At 42.7% G+C, this 22,357-nt stretch carries 20 protein-coding genes; 12 read left to right on the forward strand and 8 right to left on the reverse strand.

From position 1 onward, the window contains the following. The first annotated feature begins 150 nt into the window (after nt 1-150). The gene (locus AAEY87_RS00990; protein WP_350655555.1) at nt 151-891 is read left to right on the forward strand and encodes a DUF4442 domain-containing protein; all 741 of its coding nucleotides are present in this window, start codon (nt 151-153) and stop codon (nt 889-891) included. Between the two features lie 102 nt (nt 892-993). Next, entirely contained in the window at nt 994-1,488 is a 495-nt protein-coding gene (locus AAEY87_RS00995; RefSeq protein ID WP_350655556.1) for a RidA family protein, read from the forward strand. A 151-nt stretch (nt 1,489-1,639) separates the two neighbouring features. Here the strand turns inward: AAEY87_RS00995 and gspE are convergent, their stop codons facing one another. Continuing rightward, on the reverse strand, nt 1,640-3,181 hold the full coding sequence (gene gspE, locus AAEY87_RS01000; protein WP_350655557.1) for a type II secretion system ATPase GspE: 1,542 nt from the start codon (nt 3,179-3,181) through the stop codon (nt 1,640-1,642). A gap of 381 nt (nt 3,182-3,562) precedes the next feature. Between gspE and AAEY87_RS01005 the strand changes: the two genes are divergently transcribed. Together AAEY87_RS01005 and AAEY87_RS01010 are read left to right on the forward strand one after the other, a co-directional pair. Beyond that, entirely contained in the window at nt 3,563-4,390 is an 828-nt protein-coding gene (locus tag AAEY87_RS01005; RefSeq protein ID WP_068325667.1) for a thiazole synthase, read from the forward strand. Nucleotides 4,391-4,542: 152 nt separating this feature from the next. Beyond that, nucleotides 4,543-5,937, forward strand: coding sequence for a WS/DGAT/MGAT family O-acyltransferase (locus AAEY87_RS01010; protein WP_350655558.1), 1,395 nt, complete (start codon nt 4,543-4,545; stop codon nt 5,935-5,937). A gap of 103 nt (nt 5,938-6,040) precedes the next feature. On the opposite strand, the gene AAEY87_RS01015 is transcribed toward AAEY87_RS01010, so the two are convergent. Further along, nucleotides 6,041-6,868 (reverse strand): inositol monophosphatase family protein, encoded by an 828-nt coding sequence (locus AAEY87_RS01015; RefSeq protein WP_068034112.1) that lies wholly within the window; start codon nt 6,866-6,868, stop codon nt 6,041-6,043. Between the two features lie 332 nt (nt 6,869-7,200). Further along, a complete protein-coding gene (gene dxs, locus AAEY87_RS01020; protein WP_350655559.1) occupies nt 7,201-9,300 on the reverse strand; it encodes a 1-deoxy-D-xylulose-5-phosphate synthase in 2,100 nt (699 codons plus the stop codon). Nucleotides 9,301-10,015: 715 nt separating this feature from the next. Here dxs and ribA point away from each other — a divergent pair. The 3 genes from ribA to AAEY87_RS01035 all read left to right on the forward strand — a co-directional run bounded on the left by ribA (nt 10,016) and on the right by AAEY87_RS01035 (nt 12,723). Next, nucleotides 10,016-10,699 (forward strand): GTP cyclohydrolase II, encoded by a 684-nt coding sequence (ribA, locus tag AAEY87_RS01025; RefSeq protein ID WP_350655560.1) that lies wholly within the window; start codon nt 10,016-10,018, stop codon nt 10,697-10,699. Nucleotides 10,700-10,846: 147 nt separating this feature from the next. Next, a complete protein-coding gene (hemF, locus tag AAEY87_RS01030; RefSeq protein WP_350655561.1) occupies nt 10,847-11,845 on the forward strand; it encodes an oxygen-dependent coproporphyrinogen oxidase in 999 nt (332 codons plus the stop codon). A gap of 407 nt (nt 11,846-12,252) precedes the next feature. Further along, complete coding sequence (locus tag AAEY87_RS01035; RefSeq protein WP_350655562.1) at nt 12,253-12,723, forward strand: c-type cytochrome; 471 nt, start codon at nt 12,253-12,255, stop codon at nt 12,721-12,723. A 95-nt stretch (nt 12,724-12,818) separates the two neighbouring features. Here the strand turns inward: AAEY87_RS01035 and AAEY87_RS01040 are convergent, their stop codons facing one another. The 3 genes from AAEY87_RS01040 to AAEY87_RS01050 form a co-directional block, all read right to left on the reverse strand. Further along, nucleotides 12,819-13,802 carry a mechanosensitive ion channel family protein gene (locus AAEY87_RS01040; RefSeq protein ID WP_350655563.1) on the reverse strand — a complete coding sequence of 328 codons (984 nt, stop codon included), beginning with the start codon at nt 13,800-13,802 and terminating at the stop codon, nt 12,819-12,821. Nucleotides 13,803-13,903: 101 nt separating this feature from the next. Beyond that, nucleotides 13,904-14,350: a lactoylglutathione lyase gene (gene gloA / locus AAEY87_RS01045; protein ID WP_502945437.1), complete on the reverse strand. Its 447-nt coding sequence runs from the start codon at nt 14,348-14,350 to the stop codon at nt 13,904-13,906. A gap of 300 nt (nt 14,351-14,650) precedes the next feature. Further along, entirely contained in the window at nt 14,651-15,289 is a 639-nt protein-coding gene (locus AAEY87_RS01050; protein WP_068034100.1) for a carbonic anhydrase, read from the reverse strand. A 487-nt stretch (nt 15,290-15,776) separates the two neighbouring features. Between AAEY87_RS01050 and potA the strand changes: the two genes are divergently transcribed. The 4 genes from potA to AAEY87_RS01070 all read left to right on the forward strand — a co-directional run bounded on the left by potA (nt 15,777) and on the right by AAEY87_RS01070 (nt 19,763). Beyond that, the gene (gene potA / locus AAEY87_RS01055) at nt 15,777-17,027 is read left to right on the forward strand and encodes a spermidine/putrescine ABC transporter ATP-binding protein PotA (RefSeq protein WP_350655565.1); all 1,251 of its coding nucleotides are present in this window, start codon (nt 15,777-15,779) and stop codon (nt 17,025-17,027) included. Further along, nucleotides 17,027-17,914 (forward strand): spermidine/putrescine ABC transporter permease PotB, encoded by an 888-nt coding sequence (gene potB / locus AAEY87_RS01060; RefSeq protein WP_350655566.1) that lies wholly within the window; start codon nt 17,027-17,029, stop codon nt 17,912-17,914. Before potA ends, potB begins: the two co-directional genes overlap by 1 nt. Then, the gene (gene potC / locus AAEY87_RS01065; RefSeq protein ID WP_350655567.1) at nt 17,914-18,765 is read left to right on the forward strand and encodes a spermidine/putrescine ABC transporter permease PotC; all 852 of its coding nucleotides are present in this window, start codon (nt 17,914-17,916) and stop codon (nt 18,763-18,765) included. Before potB ends, potC begins: the two co-directional genes overlap by 1 nt. 107 nt (nt 18,766-18,872) lie before the next feature. Beyond that, a complete protein-coding gene (locus AAEY87_RS01070; RefSeq protein ID WP_350655568.1) occupies nt 18,873-19,763 on the forward strand; it encodes a LysR family transcriptional regulator in 891 nt (296 codons plus the stop codon). Nucleotides 19,764-20,184: 421 nt separating this feature from the next. On the opposite strand, the gene AAEY87_RS01075 is transcribed toward AAEY87_RS01070, so the two are convergent. Together AAEY87_RS01075 and AAEY87_RS01080 are read right to left on the reverse strand one after the other, a co-directional pair. Further along, a complete protein-coding gene (locus AAEY87_RS01075) occupies nt 20,185-20,646 on the reverse strand; it encodes a DMT family transporter (RefSeq protein WP_350655704.1) in 462 nt (153 codons plus the stop codon). Between the two features lie 8 nt (nt 20,647-20,654). Further along, nucleotides 20,655-21,089 (reverse strand): DMT family transporter, encoded by a 435-nt coding sequence (locus tag AAEY87_RS01080; protein ID WP_350655569.1) that lies wholly within the window; start codon nt 21,087-21,089, stop codon nt 20,655-20,657. A gap of 98 nt (nt 21,090-21,187) precedes the next feature. Between AAEY87_RS01080 and AAEY87_RS01085 the strand changes: the two genes are divergently transcribed. Continuing rightward, on the forward strand, nt 21,188-22,123 hold the full coding sequence (locus tag AAEY87_RS01085; RefSeq protein ID WP_350655570.1) for a LysR family transcriptional regulator: 936 nt from the start codon (nt 21,188-21,190) through the stop codon (nt 22,121-22,123). Nucleotides 22,124-22,357: the final 234 nt, after the last annotated feature.

Raw genomic sequence — 22,357 nt, forward strand, 5'->3', positions numbered from 1 at the left:
CATTGGTTACGTTACTACTATTTTGTGAGCGTGGTCGTTTATGGTACTAATGATAGCCAGATGCAAGTTTATACTATTGTTATGATTATGCTTGCCCTGCTTTATCCATTATTCAAAAATGCCCAAACAGATTAATTTGAGGAACTTTGTATGTCAGGATTATTAAATAAGCTACCTATTAAACTACCGACCAAGATACCAGCTAAGTTACCTGAAAAGATATCCGACGCCTTAACCCCTCAAGCAAATATCTCGATGAATCCGAGTAAACTCAAACCTATAAGCAATCAGTTTACTAAGCTTTTAGCTATTACCAAGTATTTACCTGCTGGCGCACGCTCGACCATTCTATCTAAAGCCTTTGGCAAAGTCGTACCTTATGTGGGCACAACGGGTGTCTACTACGAAACTGTAGAACCCAATCAAGTGATTGTGAGTTTAAATAACAACAAAGCTGTACAGAACCATATTGGCTCAATCCATGCGGTTGCCGTCACTCTACTTGCTGAGACTGCCACCGGTTTTATTTTGGGATTAAACCTACCTGCTGATCGGGTGTTACTGATTAAGTCTTACTCTGTAAATTTTTATTGCCCGCTCAAAAAAGGTCAAATCGCTGCGGTTGCTACTTTAAGTGATGAACAACGCTTAGATATTATAAATACGCCCAAAGGTGAGATGGTTATACCATGCGTCATCAATGATCGCGAGTCTGATAGCGTACGTGAGCCCATTACCGTTGAGATGACATGGGCGTGGGTGCCGAAATCTGAATTAGAAGCACGCCGCCAAGGTAAGTCGCAAAAAAAAGTGACTGTTACTGAAAATAAAAATAAAACTGAAAATGAAAATGAAAATGAAAATGAAAACGAAACTGTTAACCATCAATAATGAAGTAAATAACAGCTCTATAACTTTATAATGCGCTATTTACCTTAATAAACTTTGTACAGCGTATTTAATAGTTAATTGGTCAATAACAAGGAGAAAATGATGTCTAAATTCAGCAATAAATTTACTGTCAACCTATCTAAGTCTTTACTAGTGGTAGCCTGTGCACTTGGACTGACTGTCACCGCAAACGCTGCTCCAGCCACGTCTACTAGCACAGCTACTATGACCAAATCCAAACCTGTTTTTTTGGGTGATGGCGGCGATTACCCTTTCTCTAGCGCAGTACGTGTTGGTGACACTTTATATATGTCAGGACAAATTGGCTTTAAAGATGGCAAGTTGGTTGAAGGCGGTATCAAAGCAGAAACCAAGCAAACATTAGATAATATCAACGAAGTATTACTAAAATACGGCTACCAGAAGTCAGATATTGTCAAATGTATGGCGATGCTGACCGATATGAATGATTTTGGCGCGTTTAATGAAGTCTATAAAACTGAGCTTGCCAAGCCTTATCCTGTACGCTCAGCCTTTGGTGTCAAAGACTTGGCCGCCGGCGCTAGTGTTGAAATAGAATGTATGGCAGCTAAATAATATCAATGCTTATATAAACAAATAAACAAGCAACTAAGCTAATTACTTTAGCCGGTTCACTTGAGCAACCTATATTTAACAGTTAATGTTTCACAAAATATTGTCAGCCGACCATGAAACCAAAGGTTAAGCTGGCAATTTAACCGACAATTTAAATCAAGATAGCGTCATCTGTTAGGGCGCTTTCTTTGGTTACGCGCAATACTTCCTCTAATGTCGTCTGCCCCGCTATGACTTTACGTAATCCATCAGCACGAATCGATGGAGTCTTTTGCCGTGCATAGGACTCCAGCTCATATTCTGCAGTATTGCTATGAATCATCCGTCTCAAAGTATCATCCACCGGTACGACTTCATATATCGCTGTCCTCCCTTTAAACCCAGACTGATTACACTTATCACAACCGACTGGTTTGGGTAATTTAATCGCTGTCTCTACCGACGTTTTAGAATCTATCTCAATACCAATTTCTTTAAATAATTTGGCTTGTTCAGAATCAGCCAGCTGCCACGTATGACAATGCGCGCAAAGCGTACGCACTAAGCGCTGCGCGACTACGCCAATGAGCGAGGACGATAATAAGAACGGCTCTACTCCCATATCTTGCAAACGTGTCACCGCGCCGATAGCGGTATTGGTATGCAAGGTTGATAGTACCAAATGCCCTGTCAATGATGCTTGTACGGCGATCTCAGCGGTTTCAATGTCTCGTATTTCCCCTACCATTACCACATCTGGATCTTGACGTAACATCGCACGTAAGCTTTTGGCAAAGGTCATATCGACTTTATTATTAACTTGCGTCTGCCCAATGCCATCAAGCTGAAATTCAATCGGATCCTCAGCAGTTAAGATATTACGGGTCTGATCATTCAAATCAGTCAATGCGGCATAAAGGGTAGTCGTTTTACCCGAACCCGTAGGACCCGTCACCAAAATAATGCCATGCGGACGATGAATCAAGCGCTTGAGCTCGGTATAGTCGTTATCCGAAAGCCCTAAATAAGTCATATTCAGACGACCTGCTTGTTTATCCAATAATCGCATTACTACTCGTTCGCCAAAGCTTGAAGGCAACGTGGATACCCGCACATCGACTTCGCGTCCTGCCAATCGCAAGCTAATACGTCCATCTTGCGGCACGCGTTTTTCAGCAATATCGAGTTTGGCCATTACTTTAATACGTGAAACCAGTAGTGGCGCTAATTGACGTTTAGGCGTGATGATTTCTTTGAGCTCACCATCGACACGAAAGCGCACGACCAAACGCTTCTCAAAAGTTTCGATATGGATATCTGAGGCATTGAGACGGATAGCTTCAGACAACAGCGCATTAATCAGACGAATAATAGGTGCATCGTCTTGCTGATCCATCAAATCTTCGGTCTCAGGAACACTATCTGCTAAACTGTCTAGATCAGGATGATCCTCGAGGCCAGCAGCGATATGTTGTGATTCGCCTGTATTACCAGCGTAGGCGACATTCATACGTTTTTCAAATTCATCCGCGCTAACACTGTCATAAGCTGGCACACCGCGCACCCCTTGCTGCTGCAAAAACCGCACTGCTTCATTGATAGCAGATAGTGGTGTGGCCTTGGTTAATACCAGCGTCGGTGGCAGCTCAGGGTCAATAGCTAAAATAACTAAGAGCTGATGGCGTTTCGCAAAACTGTATGGCAGTTGCATCATAAAAACGACCTGATAAAGATAGAATGAGTGGTAAAAAATTTGATAATCTATGTGATAAACAAATAATAAGCGCCTAGTGTCTTAAGTAAGGATCAACGTTTAAACTAAACATAAGCATCTACAATAAGTAGCGAATGTTTAACATAAATGTCTGGCACCTAAATGAGCAATCTGGGTAAAGATTGTCAGTAAGCGCTTATGATTTTGTTATAATAACACTTTGTTTTATATCATTAACAAAGCTTTTACGCTGTGTCACAATTCGATGAGCATATATTATCATCGTCTCTGCGTGCTAACTTTGTACTGCTCACCTTATTGTTATTATTGTTACCTACGTTTTTCATCTTTTATAGTCCGCCTGTTATTAGGATTTCAGATATGTCCCAAGCTACGACTCAAACTGCTATTGAAAACCCAGCCCTTGTTCAAGATACTTTTACCGTTGGTAGTCGTACGTTTTCGTCACGGCTGCTGGTAGGTACTGGCAAATATAAAGATATGAATGAGACAGGGATAGCTATTGCAGCATCAGCGGCTGAAATTGTTACTGTCGCTATTCGCCGTACTAATATTGGCCAAAACAGTAACGAGCCTAACTTACTCGATGTGATTTCGCCTGATAAATATACAATTTTACCCAATACTGCCGGTTGCTTTGATGCTGAAACCGCGGTTCGTACTTGTAAGCTTGCTCGTGAGCTATTAGGTGGTCATAATCTAGTAAAGCTTGAAGTATTAGGTGATGAAAATAGCTTATACCCTAATATTATGGAAACTTTAAAAGCGGCAAAAGTACTGATTGATGATGGCTTTGAAGTAATGGTATACACATCAGACGACCCTATCGTCGCGCAAGAGTTAGAAAGTATGGGCTGTGTGGCGATTATGCCGCTTGGTAGCCTTATTGGTTCTGGTCTTGGGCTACTTAATCGCCATACACTCAGCCTCATTATCGAAAACGCTAAAGTGCCCGTATTAGTCGATGCTGGCGTTGGTACTGCCTCTGATGCAGCTATCGCGATGGAGCTTGGTTGTGATGGAGTCTTAATGAATTCAGCGATTGCTAATGCACAAAATCCCGTCATGATGGCACACGCCATGAAACATGCAGTTTGGGCAGGTCGCGAGGCATTTTTAGCAGGAAGGATGCCGATGCGTAAGATGGCGACTGCCAGCTCACCGCAAACTGGGTACTTTTTTCAGTAAGATGCCTTTTAGTAAAACGTTATTCAATAAGGTGCTTTTTAATAAAGTGCTTTAAAATATAATTGGCTTTATATCTAATTTAACCGCTGTTCATATCGATGCGCCGTCAGGCCACTTATAACACGCAGCCCATTGACCTTAGAGGACACGCCATGCGATTGTTAACAGCAGTTGATCAATTATTTTTGCTTTTGGAATCACGTAAGCAGCCCATGCATGTGGGTGGCTTATTTTTGTTTGAACTACCAGCCGATACCCAAGGTGCAGATAGCGATTTTGTGTATCAGCTGGTACAACAAATGCAAACATCCAAAGTGCCACCAAGCTTTCCATTTAATCAGGTACTTGAGCGTTTATTATTTTGGAAGCAAGATGAGGATTTCGATGTTGAACATCACTTTCGCCATGTCGCCTTGCCAAGGCCTGCACGTGTCCGTGAGCTACTTATGTATGTCTCAAAAGAACATGGGCGTTTGCTAGATCGCGCTATGCCGCTGTGGGAATGTCATGTTATCGAAGGTATTCAACCAGAGACTGAAAACAGTCCTGAGCGCTTTGCACTATATTTTAAGATTCATCATTCGTTGGTTGACGGCATTGCTGCTATGCGCCTTGTTCAAAAGTCGCTTTCGCAGTCACCTACTGAACCAATGACGTTACCAGTATGGTCATTGATGGCGCGCCATCGTAATCAAGTTGACGCTCTGATACCAGCTGGTCGCTCTGCAACTCGCATTATAAAGGAGCAGCTGTCTACTATTAAGCCAGTATTTACCGAACTGATGGACAATTTTAAACATCATGGCAAAGATGATTACGTTGGTACCTTTGATGCTCCGATGAGTATTTTGAACCAGCGTATCTCTGCATCGCGGCGAATAGCGGCACAATCTTATGACATGCAGCGCTTTAACGATATTGCTGATAAGCTCGACGTCAGTATGAACGATGTCATTCTTGCCGTCTGCTCTGGCGCAATTCGACGTTATCTACTAAAACTCGATGCCCTACCTAGCAAACCACTGATTGCTTTTGTGCCGATGTCACTACGCAGTGATGATAGTGCAACGGGCAATCAAATCTCGTTTGTATTGGCGAACCTAGGGACTCATTTAGACAACCCTGTACGTAGGTTACAGTTGATTCATGGTAGTATGAACAGTGGTAAACGTCGGTTTCGACGCATGAATCAGGCGCAGGTAATTAACTACAGTGCGATCGCCTATGCGTGGGAAGGTATTAATCTATTGACAGGGTTATTTCCCAAAAAACAAGCCTTTAATCTTATTATTTCTAACGTACCTGGTGCCAAAAAACCCTTGTACTGGAATGGAGCACCGCTCAAAGCGTTGTATCCAGCATCTATTATATTAGATGGGCAGGCCATGAATATCACCCTTGCCAGCTATTTAGATAAAGTAGAGTTTTGTATTACAGCCTGTAGCAAGCTGCTACCACATGTACAAGATATGCTATGCTTGATTGAAGAAGAAATCGATGTATTAGAAAACATTAGCAAAGAGAAACACTTAGGCTTGCGCGAATAAAGTTAGCATTACCCTCTTATTAAGAAGCAATAAAAAAAGCTGACTCCATTTATGGAATCAGCTTTTTAATATCAAAATACTTAAACATCAACGCTCAAAAAAACTATACTGCATCACCCCATGATGGCACGACTACTTGCATCAATGGTTTTAATAGTTTTATGTTACAAGCAAAGATAGAGCCTGACTTCATAGAGTTATGTGCGCCTGTATGATCAACCACTACACCGCGTGCCTCTGATACAATCAATTCACCCGCTGCGATATCCCATGGCTTGATAGACATCTCAAAGTAACCATCGAAACGGCCTGCAGCCACATAACACAAGTCAAGTGCTGCTGAACCTAAACGGCGCACTTGACCGCCTGCTTCAGATACTTTTTGTAGGCTTTCAAAATGCTCTTTGGCATAAGAGATGACTTCACCATTACGCTTACGCTCAAGAGGATGACCAATCGCAAATAAACCACCATCGATGGTTTTGCGTTCACTAACACTGATACGGCGCTGGTTTAAACGCGCACCTTTACCACGACTGGCAGAGAACATCTCATCACGGACAGGATCATAGACCACACCATGTTGGGTGACACCTTTATGCTGTACAGCAATCGATACGCAAAACTGCGGTATACCGTGCACAAAATTCTTGGTGCCATCTAGCGGATCAATAATCCAGCACCAATCAGCATCTTCACCGCGACCTTCTTGCATACCAAACTCTTCACCCAAGAACGAATGATTCGGATAGCTGTTCTTTAGCGTCGCAATGGTCAGCTCTTCACTATAACGGTCGATGCGTGTCACCAAGCCATCGAGACCTTTTGACTCAGTCTCGAATTCAACTTTGTGGCGGTTTTGGTGCGCATATAAAATTTCTGCACCAACTTTTTCGGCAGTACGCGCTGCGATGACGACCATGGGTTCCATAAATAACCTATCTACTTGATGAATGAATAAAATGAATGAATACTACTGATATTACATCTACATACGTAAACGGCACACCAATTGTCTGCCATATTACGCTACACCTATACGATCTTAAAAAGACTGACCGTATCATACTAAAAGCGTTATAAAAAAATAAAAACGACCATAAATACGAAGCTTACCATCTTTAATGGCTGCCATCACAAATTACGCAAGCTGTAAAACAATGAGCACCTACGGCAAGTAGGCGTTACTTCAATTTCAACATCTTTTAATGTACATCTCTTCAAGTTATCTTAAAGAATTAATCCAGAGTTTTTTACTTTCGCTTAAGACAATAAACGCTGTAACTGCATAACCACACCATCTGTATCCAAACCACAATCAGCTAATTGCTCTGCTTGGGAACCATGGGCGATAAAGCGATCAGGAATACCAATATTGCAGATTGCTGGACGCTTAGTGGCAAACGCAGCAGAAGCATTGAGCAAGTATTCATTTACGGCACTGCCTGCACCGCCCATAATCATATGCTCTTCTAGTGTCGCAATATGAGTCACGCCTTGCTCAATTAAGGTCTCAAGCAAATTGGTATCTAATGGCTTTACCCAACGCATATTAACGACTTGTACTTGGCAATCGCTATTAGCACTGTCAGACGTTAGTATCTTGGCAGCTTGCTCAGCAGTGGCAACCATCGTACCAAATGCCAATAACGCGAGCTTTTTAGAGGCATTACTAGCACCTAATACTGACTCTACAATGGCTTGACCTATCTTATAATTCTGCGCTGGACGACTTATCATCACGCCAGTTCCGGTTCCGCGTGGATAGCGTACCGCCGTGCTGCCTTGATACTCATAACAAGTATTCAGCAAATGATAGCACTCGTTTTCATCTTTTGGCGCGGCAATCAGCATGTGAGGGACACAGCGCAAAAAAGCCAAGTCAAACACGCCAGCATGCGTGGCGCCATCTTCACCAACAAGACCAGCCCGATCAATCGCAAACGTTACATCAAGATTTTGTAAGGCAATATCATGAATAAGCTGATCATAGCCACGTTGCAAAAAGGTTGAGTATATAGCGACTATTGGCTTGACGCCTTGGGTTGCCATGCCGCCCGCTAAGGTGACTGCATGCTGCTCAGCAATTGCCACATCAAAGAAACGCTTTGGGAACTGACGAGCAAAGTCAATCATCCCTGAGCCTTCTTCCATGGCTGGGGTAATCGCTAATAATTTATCATCTTGTGCTGCTTTATCACATAAGAACTGGCCAAATACCTGCGAGTATTTTAACCCAGAAACCTTACTCTCAGAAGCTTTGCTTTTAACAGGAGCTTTATCTTTATCAAAGTCACAGGCAATGATATCCTCAGCAGGTAGTTTACTAATTGCGTGATAACCGACTGGATCAGCCTCAGCAGGTGCAAAGCCTTTACCTTTAGTCGTATAGATATGTACTAATACTGGGCCCTTTACCTGCTTAGCAAGTGACAACACACGCAGTAGCTCAGGAATATTATGACCATCAAATGGCCCAAAATAAGTAAAACCAATCGCTTTAAATAGATTATCTTCTAGCTGCGGCACATCACGCTGTTCGCTGTGGCGCTTACGTCGGTCAAACGCCTGCATGTTTGGACGATGACGCAATACAGGCACACCTGAATCTGAGATATCAACTTGATAGCCCGACTCCCACAGCATCGCTAAATGCCGTGAAAATCCGCCAATAGAGCATGATATTGACATGTCATTATCATTTAGAATGACTAGTAAATCAGCGTCTTGCTGTACTGCATCATTCATAGCCTCAAAAGCCATGCCGCCAGTCATCGCCCCATCACCAATCACACAAGCGACAGTCTGCGGACGACCTTGATAGCGCAGCGCCAAACTCATGCCTAAACCTGCTGAGATAGAGGTAGATGAGTGGCCAACACCAAAGGTATCATAGGCAGATTCTGCGCGTTCAGGAAAAGCAGTCAAGCCGTCTTTGGAGCGAATACTACTTAGCTTATCGCGGCGACCAGTAAGTACTTTATGGGCATAAGCTTGATGCCCTACATCCCAAACGATCTGATCTTTAGGCGTATCTAACAGATAATGCAATGCAATGGTCAACTCAACCACGCCTAAATTTGCCCCAAAATGTCCACCACTTTGACCAGCTGAATATAATAAAAACAAGCGCAGCTCATCGGCCAGCACTATTAATTGCTCAGTAGTGAGTTTCTTAATATCTGAAGGTGCATCAATGGCATCAAGCAACGGTGTATTAGGACGCATACGCGGTATCTGCGTGAACGTCTGTTGCAAGCCTGATAGGTGTGCAGCAGAGTCAGTAGCTAATGGCTTAGATAGCGACGTATGGGGTGACACAGATGCTGACTGAGACTGTGAAAAATAAGGTGACTGCTGCATAAATCGTACGATACCTACCAATCTGCTGACAAGGCGCTATCTTACTATATCGCCATACACCGTCATCATATTAATACGGTATTATGAAACCATCTACAACGCTAACAGCAAAACAATATGTGCTGGCATTGGTTATAGATTACGATATGCTTAGCGCGTCGCCACTGTTTATTAGTATTTGCATGAAAGTATTTACATGCTTTGTTAAATACACCGTTATTAGAGGCGCTATATAATAGTAACTCTAATGACTATATTAATAATAATGTACTGCCTACTATGTAGTAGTGACGATACAGTAATGTAAGGGCAAAGACTTGTCACTGTATCCGTTAAAATAGTATGGCATAATAGCATTTTTTTTAAACTGTCGCTTTAATCATCGTGCGTAGTCTGTGAACTTTGTGTGTTTTTCTTATAAACGCGATTAGGATGCTATCATTATTAGCCTTATAAAACGATAACCAGATGGTTATCATGAACATAGATGTTACAAACACATAGATTATTTACCTAGTTATTAAGCATCTAATTATTAATACACCTAATCAAACATCAAGTTGCTACGGCACATGGTTTTTGAAAGACATAGCTATTACGATGTAGTTATTAAGATATAGTTACTACGACATAGTTATTACAACATAGTCATTACGACATGGCTATGACCACTACACTATCTACCGCCACGATGATCGGCCTATGCAGGACATCAATGTCATATCAATTTATTACCAGCGCAAAACTACCTACTCGTCATGGCGAGTTTGATCTTCATGTATTTGAAAATGAAGACGGTCAAGAGCATGTAATGCTTACCGTCGGTCTACCAGTGATAAACCCATTGTTAAAAGAGAACGCCGCGCCAATAGCTCCTACAAATGAGCAAAATAAATCAGTAGATCACCCCATTCCTTTAGTCCGTATTCACTCTGAATGCTTGACAGGTGATGCTTTTGGCTCGTTAAAATGCGACTGCGGTGCACAGCTCAATACAGCCATGCAAGCAATACAAGCAACTGGCTGCGGTGCTATCTTATATCTGCGTCAAGAAGGTCGCGGTATTGGTCTAACCAATAAAATCCGCGCATATGCCTTACAAGATCAAGGCCATGATACCCTAGATGCCAATCTCATGTTAGGTCTACCTGCTGACGCCCGCATCTACGATATGTGTAGTCCTATGCTCGCCCATGTAGGGGTTGATGAGGTTCGCCTTATCACCAACAACCCTGATAAAGTGGCCTATCTAAGTGAAAATGGTGTCAATGTGGTCGAACGTGTACCGTTGGTCGTTGGCGTTAATGATAGCAATGCTGACTATCTAGCGACCAAACGTGACCGCATGGGTCATCTTTTTGATAAAGAATTCTATACTGAGGCTCATCTCAATAAATAAGATATACCTGAGTAGATTGCATAAATCTGAATAAACTGCCCCTGAATGGATAAATTTACTATCAGCATAGATAAAATTACTAACAGCAAAAATCCTTAAGAAACATACTGAGAGTTACCAACACACCCAATAATTATAGATGTTTTTATGAGCATTCCTAGCATAAATAGTACAACGACAACTGACGCTAAAGACAGTCAAATCTTTCCATCTACTAGTGACATCACGCGCGTACGTGAGTTTTTAGTCGATTTGCAAGCGCGTATCTGCCAAGCATTAGAAGCGCAAGAGCGTGACGGCGGTGGTGATGCGACTTTTGTCCCTGATGATTGGGAGCGCCCTGAAGGTGGTGGCGGGCGCTCGTGCGTCTTAGCAGATGGCAAAGTCATTGAAAAAGCTGGCGTGATGTTTAGCCATATTCATGTCCACAACCTGCCAGCTTCAGCGACTGCCCGTCATCCTGATATTGCTGGTCGTAAAGCCCAAGCAATGGGCGTGTCACTGGTCGTCCATCCCAAAAACCCAAACGTCCCGACCAGCCATGCTAACGTGCGTCTGTTTGTCGCCGAAGCCGAGGGCGAAGACCCTATTTGGTGGTTTGGTGGTGGCTTTGATTTGACGCCGTTCTATCCTGTACTGGCCGACTGCGTCCATTGGCATCAAGTCTGTCATGACTTATGCGCGCCTTTTGGTGATAGCGTCTATCCTGACTTTAAACAATGGTGTGATGAGTACTTCCATCTGCGTCACCGCGATGAACAACGCGGCATCGGCGGTTTGTTTTATGATGATGTCAATACAGAGAGCCGTGGCTGGGACTTTGAGACCTGCTTTGACTTTATGAAGGCCGTAGGCAACGGCTATCTTGACGGTATTATGCCTATTTTTGAGCAGCGTAAAGAAACACCCTATACTGACGAACAACGTGAATTCCAGCTGTATCGCCGTGGACGCTATGTTGAATATAATCTGGTCTACGATCGCGGTACGCTGTTCGGTCTACAAAGTAATGGGCGCATTGAGTCTATCTTAGTTAGTATGCCACCGCTTGCTAGCTGGCATTACCGCTTCGAGCCGATGGAAGGTACTCCTGAGTTTGAATTGACTGAGTTTTACTTAAAACCACGAGATTGGTTAACTTCCTAGTCTTTTCTAATATTAAAACAGGTCAGCTTTTATAGCTGGCCTTTATTGTTTAAGTCTTTCCTATTCAAGCATTTTAAGCATTGTTTATCACTTATAATTTTTACTCGCTGGCTTATCAGCTATAATGAGCCTAGTCTTAGAGTTACATGTGTTTACAAAATTGCACTGAAGTAACCTACAAGGCTTTCTCTTATCACGGTTACATTGAGAGAGTAAGGTAACAATAAATACTGATATTGAAAATTAAGATATTGGGAACTAAAACAATATCAAGATTTGCATTTCATAAACGACTGCTCATAGGCAGCAGTTGAGCTTACATAGTAGACAGTCACACTTCAATTTGAGGTCAGCGTTTGCTAACGCGCCTATCTGTTTTATTAGCCAATTTTAAAGGAGTAATTTACATGGCACAGGTTTATACTAATAAATCATTAAAATCTATCTTCGGCATTACATTAATGGCAGCTGCCCTCGGTCTAACAGCCTGTAGCACGCCAGCTGACCCTGATGTTAAAGCACGCCAAGATATTATGAAAAACTATGGCGATTCGATGAAAGTCATAGGTGGTATGGCTAAAGAGCCAGACACTTTTGATGCTGACGTCTTTAAAGAGCAAGCTACCTTCTTAGCAGAGGAAGCTAAAAACCCTTGGAGCCATTTTGCAAATGCAGAAGCCGCTGGTAACGCAACTGAAGCCGTTTGGAGCGACGTCGATGGTTTTCGTGCTGAAGCAGACAACTTTCAACAAGTAACCTCTGAATTAAGTGCTGCCGCACAAACAGCGACTAGTGTCGAGGATGTGATGCCTGCCATTGGACAAGTTGGCGACAGCTGCAAATCCTGTCATACAGACTTTAGAGTGAAAGAAGATTAATCATCTTCTTGATTAGTAGAGAAATAAAAAAACCACCATATCGCGATGATAATGGTGGTTTTTTATTGGCTTGAATTTGAAATCTGTGAGGCCAGCTATTCCGTAATAAGGCTTGTAGTCTCGGTTTGATCTTTATTTGCATCATCCTGCTTATTCAACGATTTTACCATAGCTTTTACCGATGGATCACTCATATCCAGAGTACGTACAGGGAACGGCATATCGATACCAGCTGCATCGAGTGCAGTCTTGACTTCAATTAAAACTTGGTCTATTGAGGCCACTTTATTAGCTTGAGTGCCATCATCAATGAACCAGCGCACAATTAGATCAATAGTTGAATCGCCTAAGTTGACTGCGATAATAGTTGGCGTTGCTTCTTTGGACACCGTATCAGCTCGGCTCAATGCTTGCATAATCTCAGCTTTGGCTTCATTGATATCATCTGCATATCCTATCCCTACCGCAAGCTGTAAACGACGCTGCTTATAGGCAGTATTGACAGTCACTGCTGAAGTATACAAATCTGAGTTTGGAATGACCACTTGCCGACCATCATAAGTCTTAATGGTAGTCGCACGAATCTTGATATCTTCAACTGTCCCTTCGTAATCCCCTGAGACAATCTGATCGCCGATCCGAAATGGCTCTGAGATGAGCAGCAAAATACCAGATAGTAAGTTTTGAAAAATATCTTTAAAAGCAAAACCAATGGCGACCGAACCAATACCGAGTGCACCAATCAGCTTGGTAGGCGTAAATCCTGGCACAGCTATAACCATCGCAATCATAAAACCAATGAAAATAATCAGTGCACCGCCTACCCGCTGAAACACTTTAACTAAGTTCTGATGGCGACTACGACTTCCTAATAATTTATAGACGATTTTTTTGAAGACAACCGATAGAAACCAAAAAATTAGGATAACGATAATCGAAGCCACAAAATACGGTATACGCTCAACAAAGCCAATCAGGATGCCATTTGCGGAATCGATAATGCTTTGATACGTCAGCGCATCAGCCGTTGTAGCAGCAGCCTCAGCACTCAACATAGGGTCTGCCTCAGAAGTAGGCATTCAGGTGTCACTCCTTAAGTTATTTAACTTTTATGTTCATCAGTACCTTTATATCCATCAGCACCTTTATTTTTCATATGTATTTTTCACATGTCTGAAATCTAGCCCATCAAATCGGCTTGTACAATCTCAATCCAATAGCCGTCAACGTCTTTGATAAAGGCGATATTTTTCATACTGCCATCTTCTGGGCGTTTTTTAAATTCGACATTATTTCTATCAAACCAAGCTACCGCTTCATCAAGACTAGGCACGCTAAAGCAAATATGTCCAAAACCTTGTGGCTCACCATTGCCATCGTGATAACTAAAGTCAGCTTTCGTTTCGGTACCGTAGTTATGGGTCAACTCTAAAATACCGCGCTGACGGAACGCAAAGATTTCCAAATCATTACCAGCAGGCAAATTCTCACGCTCGCTATCGGTAAGCTTGGCTAAGAAATATAAATCAAATCCCATATCAGGGAATTTCTTTATCGCCAGCAAAGTCATACCGAGTACGCCAGTATAAAATGCTAACGACTTAGCAGGGTCTTTTACCCGCAGCATAGTATGGTTAAAAGTAAAGCCTGAAGTCTGCGCGGAGATAGACTGAACGCCAGCTGTAGTTACGCTGCTAGCTGGCTGAGCGACGGTTGATGCATTATTATCAGTTGCTGAGTTAACAGATGAAGTAGACGCTAGAGTAGACATAATTATCCTAATATTTAACAAAATGTAAAATCTAAAAGATAGCAAATCACTGTGACAATGACTTGCATGACCATCTCATCATAATAAAAAAACGGCGGAATTATTGATAGGGTTTTGTAAGAGCATACCTTTAATATGCTCAATCAAGCATATTGATTAGCTGTCTAAAAACCGCACCTTCCCTGTTTCTAAATCATACTCTGCACCAACGATAAGTAATTGATTACTGTTAGCTAAGTCCTCTAACGCTCGCGAACCATGCTTGAGCTGACTGACCGACATGCGCACGTTGGCACTGATAGAGCGATCGACTAGCTCGTCCGCATCTACATCTTGACCGTTGGCAGTCGCAAGTTCATGCAAGTTATAAACGCTTGGACGAATACGGTCGACGATAGATTGCAAGTTAGGTGAATAGTTCTGTTCAGGATTGATAAGCGCTTCTACGCAGGCTGTGACCGCACCGCAATGTGAATGTCCCAGCACCACAACCAGCTTGGTACCGAACTTTTCGGCAGCGAATTCAACTGAGCCAATCTGTGAAGGGGCAACCACGTTACCTGCCACGCGAATGACAAATAAATCACCTAAACCTTGATCAAACACAATCTCAACCGGTACGCGTGCATCTGAGCAACCCAAAATAATAGCTAGAGGATCTTGATCACTGACTAGCTCTGGACGGCGTTGCATGCATGGATCCGTGCTGGTAAGGCTATCAACGTAGCGGGCGTTACCTTCTTTTAAAAGCTCAAGAGCTTCTTGACCTGTTTGTGGGCGTGTATCGTTGGGCATAAGTGGTCCTTGATTATTAATCACTATTAGAATTGCAAATTACTTTAAATTTATTTTTTTAGATATTAATTAGCTCAATGGTTGGTTAATAATTATCAAGCTACGAGGCTCATTATATTTTTCAGCCATCAAATGATTGTATAGGAATAAAGCAAAAAAAATGATAAAAAATTTGCGCTAGGGTCGTTTTATGAAGATGGTCGTTATTAACAGTGTCAAATAGCTTAGCTTTAAGACATTGAACAACCACTTAAATCTTATAGAAATACAATAGTAAAACACTCGATAGAATAGATGAAAGAAACTTTTGTCACTATGCCCATATAACGCGCGTAACATACAACGAACTTGCAATGATTTATATCAAGGGTTTGTTATAATACGCAGCAACCAGCCGACTACGCTTACGCTCATGCCAAACCATCTTGTTTACAGTGTCTTATATTAATAGCTGTACTGACACGTTGGACGCTTAGGAACAAATCTTATGACCGAATCGACTTCAAACACGCATAAAACCTCGGCGTCACCTGACACTGTACTGCTGCAACTGACTGGTCTAAAAAAAACCTATGATCAAACGGAAGTATTAAAAGATATCAACCTTGATATCAAGCATGGTGAGTTTTTGACCCTGCTTGGCCCATCGGGCTGCGGCAAGACGACACTACTGCGCTTAATTGCTGGTTTTGAGCAGCCAAATGCTGGGGCAATATATTTAGATGGCGTACAGATGGCGGGCTTGCCAGCCGATAAGCGTCCGGTCAATACCGTGTTTCAGCAGTATGCATTATTTCCGCATATGACCGTTGCGCAAAATGTCGCTTACGGGCTTAAGATTAAAAAAGTCCCTAAAGATGAGATTCAAACGCGTGTGCGCGAGATACTGACCATGGTACAACTCGAGCATTTAGCCAATCGTAAACCGCAAGATTTATCTGGTGGTCAGCAGCAGCGCGTTGCCATTGCACGCGCGGTGATTAATCGTCCTAAACTATTATTACTTGATGAACCGTTGTCTGCGCTCGATCACAAGCTGCGTTTGCAAATGCAATCTGAGCTTAAGCGCCTGCAACGAGAGCTTGGCATTACCTTTGTTTTTGTCACCCATGACCAAGAAGAAGCGCTGTCAATGTCAGACCGTATTGCAGTGATGAAAGACGGCACGTTTCAACAGATTGGGACGCCTATTGAGATTTATGAAACCCCCGCCAATTTATTTACGGCCAAATTCATCGGTGAGACCAATCTATTCAAAGCCGAAGTCAAAGGCGTGTATCCGGACCAGCCAGATCGTGATGGACAAGTAACCAATGGACGCATTGAGGTCGAGGTTTGTGAAGCACAGGCGCAAGATGGACCGACAGCACTACGTAACCTACGCCGTCCTGATTTTGCTAATGGCGTGCAAGTGGGCGATATCGTAAACTTACTACTCCGCCCTGAAGATCTACGGATTTATGACCCTAATGATAGTACGCAAGCCGGATTACTAGGCCGTGTCATTGAAAGTAATTATAAAGGCAGTACCTTAGATTCGATTATTGAGTTAGCAAACGGCCATATTATTAAAGCTTCTGAATTCTTTGATGAGGATGATCCAAGCTTTGATTATAAGCTGAATGAAGCGGTCAAGGTTTCATGGGTGGATGGCTGGGAATGGGTATTGCCCGAAGACCATCTGGCAGAACAAAAAGTACATGAACAAAATAAAACTGGGCAAAAGGATGGCAGCTGATGGCAGGTAATAGCCGTTTCAATTTGGGCAGCAAAAGTCCTTTTCGTACCGCAACGCTATTGCTGATCTGGGGTTGGCTACTGATATTTGCGTTATTACCAAATATCTTGGTCATTGCTGTTAGTTTTTTGACCCGCGATAGCAGCGCTTTTATTAGCCTACCTGTCAGTATCGACAGCTATATACGCATAATTGACCCGTTGTATTTTGAGGTTTTCGTCCATTCTTTATGGATGGCAGGCATTACAACGGTCATCTGCTTATTGCTTGGTTACCCTTTTGCATGGCTGATATCTAAAGCGAAAGTACGCTGGCAGCCCTTGCTGATGATGTTATTGATATTGCCGTTTTGGACCAACTCTTTAGTGCGGACTTATGCGCTCAAATTGCTATTTGCCAATAACGGTTTGATCAATAAATCACTACTAGCGATAGGCGTGATCGATACCCCTATCGATATTTTGTACACGCAAGGTGCAGTAATAGCCGGTTTAACTTATTTGTTATTCCCGTTTATGGTATTACCGTTATATGCGGTATTTACTGATTTACGCAATGACATGCTACTCGCTTCGCAGGATTTGGGCGCTTCCAAGACACAGACCTTTTGGCACGTGGTACTACCATTGACCACGCCTGGGATTATCTCAGGGGTGCTGTTAGTGTTATTGCCAGCGATGGGTATGTTCTATGTGGCAGATATTTTGGGTGGCTCGCGAAATTTATTGGTTGGTAATATTATTAAAAACCAATTTTTGGATGCGCGTGATTGGCCATTTGGCGCAGCAGCCAGCGTATTATTGACCCTTGCGATGGCCGTACTATTACTCGCCTATCGTGCCAGTAGCCGCCGCATTGGCAAGACCGACTTTAATGAGGTGGCCTAATGTCTGATAACTCATTAAACAACTCACCGAGCCGCTCATCTAATAATACACCGACTAAAAACAAACGTCACATCAAGCCACCCAGCATCGGCAGCATAGCGGCTAAAGGCTATCTTGGCCTGATTTATGCCCTGCTGTATTTACCTATCATCGTCTTGGTAGTGATGTCATTTAATAAATCAAAAATTGGCTACAATTGGGGTGGATTTAGCTTAAAGTGGTATGAGTCGCTATTCAATAACCAAGCGATGCTCGATGCTTTTTGGCACTCTATCTTTTTGGGTTTGGTCGCCGCCACCGTCTCAACCTTGATAGGTACACTGACTGCCCTTGCCTTACACCGCTACAACTTTCGCGGTAAAGGTCTGTTAAACGGGCTGTTATTTGTACTGATGATGTCGCCTGAGATTGTTCTCGCTATCTCATTGCTCGCATTATTTTTATTAATTGGTCTACAGTTGGGCTTTGTCTCGCTGTTACTCGCGCACATTACCTTTTGTCTGCCGTTTGTGGTCATCACTGTGTTTGCACGTTTAAGCAGCTTGGATGAGCGCTTGATGGAAGCCGCCCGCGACTTGGGCGCTAACGAATCAACGATGGTGCGTACGGTACTGATTCCCGTGATTCTGCCAGCAGTGATGGCAGGTTGGCTACTCGCCTTTACCCTGTCTTTAGATGACGTGGTGGTTTCAACCTTTGTCACAGGGCCTAGCTATGAGATTTTACCGCTACGAATTTATTCGATGGTGCGCGTAGGACTTAAACCGGAAGTCAACGCCATTGGTACATTGCTATTGGCCGCCTCGCTTATCTTAGTTATTATCTCGCAGCTGCTGTTACGTCGGCGCTAGTTATTAACTATCTCTAGTTAAGAAAAATTTAATAATAGTATTTGAGTGGAATTCACTGTTATATTAGTTATAATGAATTTTTCTCACCTCAGCGATCAGGTTGTCTTATGCTAGAGCTTCGTCATCTCAATACTTTAACGGCATTACGAGCGCATGGCTCATTGGCTGCGGCTGCCGATGAGCTGCATGTCACAGCGTCTGCGGTCTCGCATCAGCTAAAAGAGCTAGAGAATTACTACGATATCAGCTTGGTCAATCGTCGCACTCGCCCGCTCACCTTTACCCCTGCGGGCAAAGCAGTACTGGCATTGGCAGACAGCATCATGCCGCAAGTCACCCGCACCAAATCTAATCTTAAGCGTTTAGCTCACGGTCAAGCCGGTAGATTACGCCTCGCCTCTGAATGTCATAGTTGCTTTGATTGGCTGATGCCGATACTCAATCATTACCGCCGTGAATGGTCGGATGTGGAGCTGGACTTTGCAACGGGTTTTGAGCCTGAGCCGCATCATTTATTGATAGAAGGTGATATTGATTTGCTCATTACTACCAGTGATTTACCGATAGACGGTATCAGCTATCAGCCACTATTCGAGTATGAGAGTCGCTTGGTGCTTTCACCAACGCATGATTTGGCCGCGCAAGAGTTTATTGAGCCCAGTGATTTGACTAATGAGACTTTGATTGCTTATCCGGTGGAAGCTAAGCGTCTCGACATTATTGCCAACTTTATGACACCTGCAGAGGTAAGCTTTGCGAGTATTCGTACGACTGAATTGACAGCAATGCTGATTCAGTTGGTCGCCAGTGAGCGCGGCGTAGCGGCATTACCTGATTGGGTAGTCGCTGAATATGAGAAAAAAGGCTGGGTGGTCTCGCGTCCGCTGGGTAGTGGCGTGCATTGTCAGCTGTATGCAGCGACGCGCACCGCGAGCAAAGATATGGCTTATATGCAGGGGTTTGCGAGTTTATTAGAAGGAATAGTAAAACCGTTGTAGGTTTTATTTACCATAATCACTGTTATGGAAATAAGCATGGTCCCCTAGTGAGGACTTGAACTTCTGTCTGTAGGCTAATGGTATCAAAGCTTTAACTCGCTGAAATAGCCACAGTGTACTTCGTAGTGTACCTACCATACATATTCTATTCGTGATCGGTGCGCTATACAGGCATAGAACTGCTAGTGTTAGATATGAACTTAATGACTATAAAATCGACAGCATGGGTCATTATAATCGAGCTGTCTGATTAAAACCTCCCATGTTAGTTTCTACAATTTCTTCAGCATAGCTCATTCTGCCAATGGAAGCACATGAACAGTGTGCGAATATCATTCTGCAAAAATTTGACAATACTACATCTACATCATAGTAGCTGTGACCTAAGAAAGTATGGTTAATAACGATCAATAGGTATGAACTACTGAGTCTCTTTTGGTTCAGACTTGCTGCTAGCATAAATAAAATAAAGCGCGATTGCCAAACAAACCAAAGCACTGATTCGACTGCCTGAAAGGCTGATGGCCTCATTACCAAGTAAACCAAAATTATCAATTAATACACTCATACTCAGCTGACCAAAAATAACTGCCACCGTTGCCACAGCAGTCCCAATACGCTGGACCGCAACCACCATAATGACAATATAAGGAACACCACACAATGCGCCAAGTAGTTGCCACTTAGGGACATCCATCAAAGTAACGGTATGATTTGGCTCAAAAAATAAAATAAGCAAAGCGGTCACAACCGCACCCACAGAAAAGGTTAAAAAGGCACTTTTAAACACCCCAACGTTGCTGCCAAGGCGACCATTTAATGCTGCCTGGATACTTAAAGCCGCACCGCCAATTATTGCTAATACAATCATTAAAATAAGCATCATTTAGGTTATCCTTTTGCCATAAAAACAAGTGCGGCAATAATGAAAAATAAAGCGATAATTCGTTTGCTGTCTATTTTGCGTTCCATGGTTTCGAACAAGCCATAATGATCTATGATTAAACTCTGAAATACTTGCCCAGCCAATACCCCAATCATCGTCAGCGCAATGCCAATAACAGGCGTCACTACAGTTAATACCACAACATAAACAGGCCCTAAAATACCACCAACCAGTAGTAAAGGCGGCTGTGAGAAAAAGGAAGGGCTGTCTCGCGGACTAAAAAACAACATCAAAAAGAATGTTAAAGCAGCGCCAACACCAAAAATGCTCAATGTTGCCCATAGCTCGCCTACCTGACTCCCTAAAGGCCCAAGTAACCCTGCTTCAACAGACAACCCCATGCCGCCTAACACAACAATGAGTATCAATAAAATTTGCATGAAAAAATCCTTAATGAGCAATACGCTGCAGCTTACAGCAATGTATACCCATTAAAAAACGCTATAATACGAAAATGACCTTTGCATAAGTTGCACAAATGAATACGGTAGATACCATCAACATACAAACACTATTATTTTTTATAGAGGTTTTTGACGCTCAGAGTTTTTCTGTAGTGGCTCGAAAAGAAGGCGTCTCGGCTTCTAAAGTGTCACGTATTATCAAGCAGTTAGAGGACTCACTAGGACAACAGCTTTTTTACCGTAATACACGCGCTGTTACTCCTACTGAGGCAGGTCGCGTATTTATGCGCTATGCAAAATCCATGACCGAGAGCATGAGTGCAGCACAGCAGGAGCTTCAAGACAGGACATTAGAACCGGGTGGTTTAATTAGAATAAACGCTCCCGTATTTTTTGGACAACGACATATCGCACCTTGGCTACCACAGCTTAGTGCTCAGTATCCTAAATTACAGATAGATTTGAGTTTGACGGATGACTTTATTGATCCTCATCATTATGCAACAGACGTTATTTTTAGAATTGGCACCTTAAATGATTCTGCCTTTCATGCGCGTATTTTTGGCGAGCAAACCTATCATCTTGCCGCCTCTCCATCGTACATAAGCACGCATGGTAAATTGCAAATGCCAGCAGATCTGACATATCATAAATGTTTACTATATAAAGGCTCAACAGGACCCAATCGTTGGCTTTTTAAAACAGAAAGTGAAGATTGGACGCCATTTTTAGCACCCGCTTTATTGATGTCCAATAATGCAGAATCTTTATTGGTATCTGCACTCAAAGGTATGGGGATTGTGCTTTTTCCAGATTGGCTCATCGGTGAGCATTTAAAGAGTGGTGAGCTCATCAAGCTACTGCCTAATTATAGTACGGCCGTCAAAACCACACCTCAACATGTCGCAGCTATTTATCCTCATACTCGTCATGTCTCTCTAAATGTTAGAGCATTAATTGATTATTTTGCTAAGGTTTATGGTCATCCTCTTTATTGGCAACTCAATTAAAAAACAAGAATTTAAAGCAATAAATATCCATGAACCTTATGAGGAAAAGGTGCAATAGGAATATGTAATTGCACCCATTCAGGAGCGTTCCTAACTCAGGTTGTTCATTGTTGAGAAAATTAGGATCTATTTTGGGTATACCCCAACAGAACCGACTATTTCACCCTTTAAACATATTAATAGACCACCCAAAACAGACTGCATAAAGGAACTACTTAAGTAAGACCATTAACT

The organism is Psychrobacter sp. S1-30-MNA-CIBAN-0213, from assembly GCF_040309845.1.
Classification (GTDB): domain Bacteria; phylum Pseudomonadota; class Gammaproteobacteria; order Pseudomonadales; family Moraxellaceae; genus Psychrobacter.

Excerpts from the sequence above, each read along its gene's own strand:
- AAEY87_RS00990 (WP_350655555.1), top strand. The coding sequence starts at position 151 with ATGTCAGGATTATTAAATAAGCTACCTATTAAACTACCGACCAAGATA.
- AAEY87_RS00995 (WP_350655556.1), top strand. The coding sequence starts at position 994 with ATGTCTAAATTCAGCAATAAATTTACTGTCAACCTATCTAAGTCTTTA.
- gspE (WP_350655557.1), bottom strand. The coding sequence starts at position 3,181 with ATGATGCAACTGCCATACAGTTTTGCGAAACGCCATCAGCTCTTAGTT.
- AAEY87_RS01005 (WP_068325667.1), top strand. The coding sequence starts at position 3,563 with ATGTCCCAAGCTACGACTCAAACTGCTATTGAAAACCCAGCCCTTGTT.
- AAEY87_RS01010 (WP_350655558.1), top strand. The coding sequence starts at position 4,543 with ATGCGATTGTTAACAGCAGTTGATCAATTATTTTTGCTTTTGGAATCA.
- AAEY87_RS01015 (WP_068034112.1), bottom strand. The coding sequence starts at position 6,868 with ATGGAACCCATGGTCGTCATCGCAGCGCGTACTGCCGAAAAAGTTGGT.
- dxs (WP_350655559.1), bottom strand. The coding sequence starts at position 9,300 with ATGCAGCAGTCACCTTATTTTTCACAGTCTCAGTCAGCATCTGTGTCA.
- ribA (WP_350655560.1), top strand. The coding sequence starts at position 10,016 with ATGTCATATCAATTTATTACCAGCGCAAAACTACCTACTCGTCATGGC.
- hemF (WP_350655561.1), top strand. The coding sequence starts at position 10,847 with ATGAGCATTCCTAGCATAAATAGTACAACGACAACTGACGCTAAAGAC.
- AAEY87_RS01035 (WP_350655562.1), top strand. The coding sequence starts at position 12,253 with ATGGCACAGGTTTATACTAATAAATCATTAAAATCTATCTTCGGCATT.
- AAEY87_RS01040 (WP_350655563.1), bottom strand. The coding sequence starts at position 13,802 with ATGCCTACTTCTGAGGCAGACCCTATGTTGAGTGCTGAGGCTGCTGCT.
- gloA (WP_502945437.1), bottom strand. The coding sequence starts at position 14,350 with ATGCTGCGGGTAAAAGACCCTGCTAAGTCGTTAGCATTTTATACTGGC.
- AAEY87_RS01050 (WP_068034100.1), bottom strand. The coding sequence starts at position 15,289 with ATGCCCAACGATACACGCCCACAAACAGGTCAAGAAGCTCTTGAGCTT.
- potA (WP_350655565.1), top strand. The coding sequence starts at position 15,777 with ATGACCGAATCGACTTCAAACACGCATAAAACCTCGGCGTCACCTGAC.
- potB (WP_350655566.1), top strand. The coding sequence starts at position 17,027 with ATGGCAGGTAATAGCCGTTTCAATTTGGGCAGCAAAAGTCCTTTTCGT.
- potC (WP_350655567.1), top strand. The coding sequence starts at position 17,914 with ATGTCTGATAACTCATTAAACAACTCACCGAGCCGCTCATCTAATAAT.
- AAEY87_RS01070 (WP_350655568.1), top strand. The coding sequence starts at position 18,873 with ATGCTAGAGCTTCGTCATCTCAATACTTTAACGGCATTACGAGCGCAT.
- AAEY87_RS01075 (WP_350655704.1), bottom strand. The coding sequence starts at position 20,646 with ATGCTTATTTTAATGATTGTATTAGCAATAATTGGCGGTGCGGCTTTA.
- AAEY87_RS01080 (WP_350655569.1), bottom strand. The coding sequence starts at position 21,089 with ATGCAAATTTTATTGATACTCATTGTTGTGTTAGGCGGCATGGGGTTG.
- AAEY87_RS01085 (WP_350655570.1), top strand. The coding sequence starts at position 21,188 with ATGAATACGGTAGATACCATCAACATACAAACACTATTATTTTTTATA.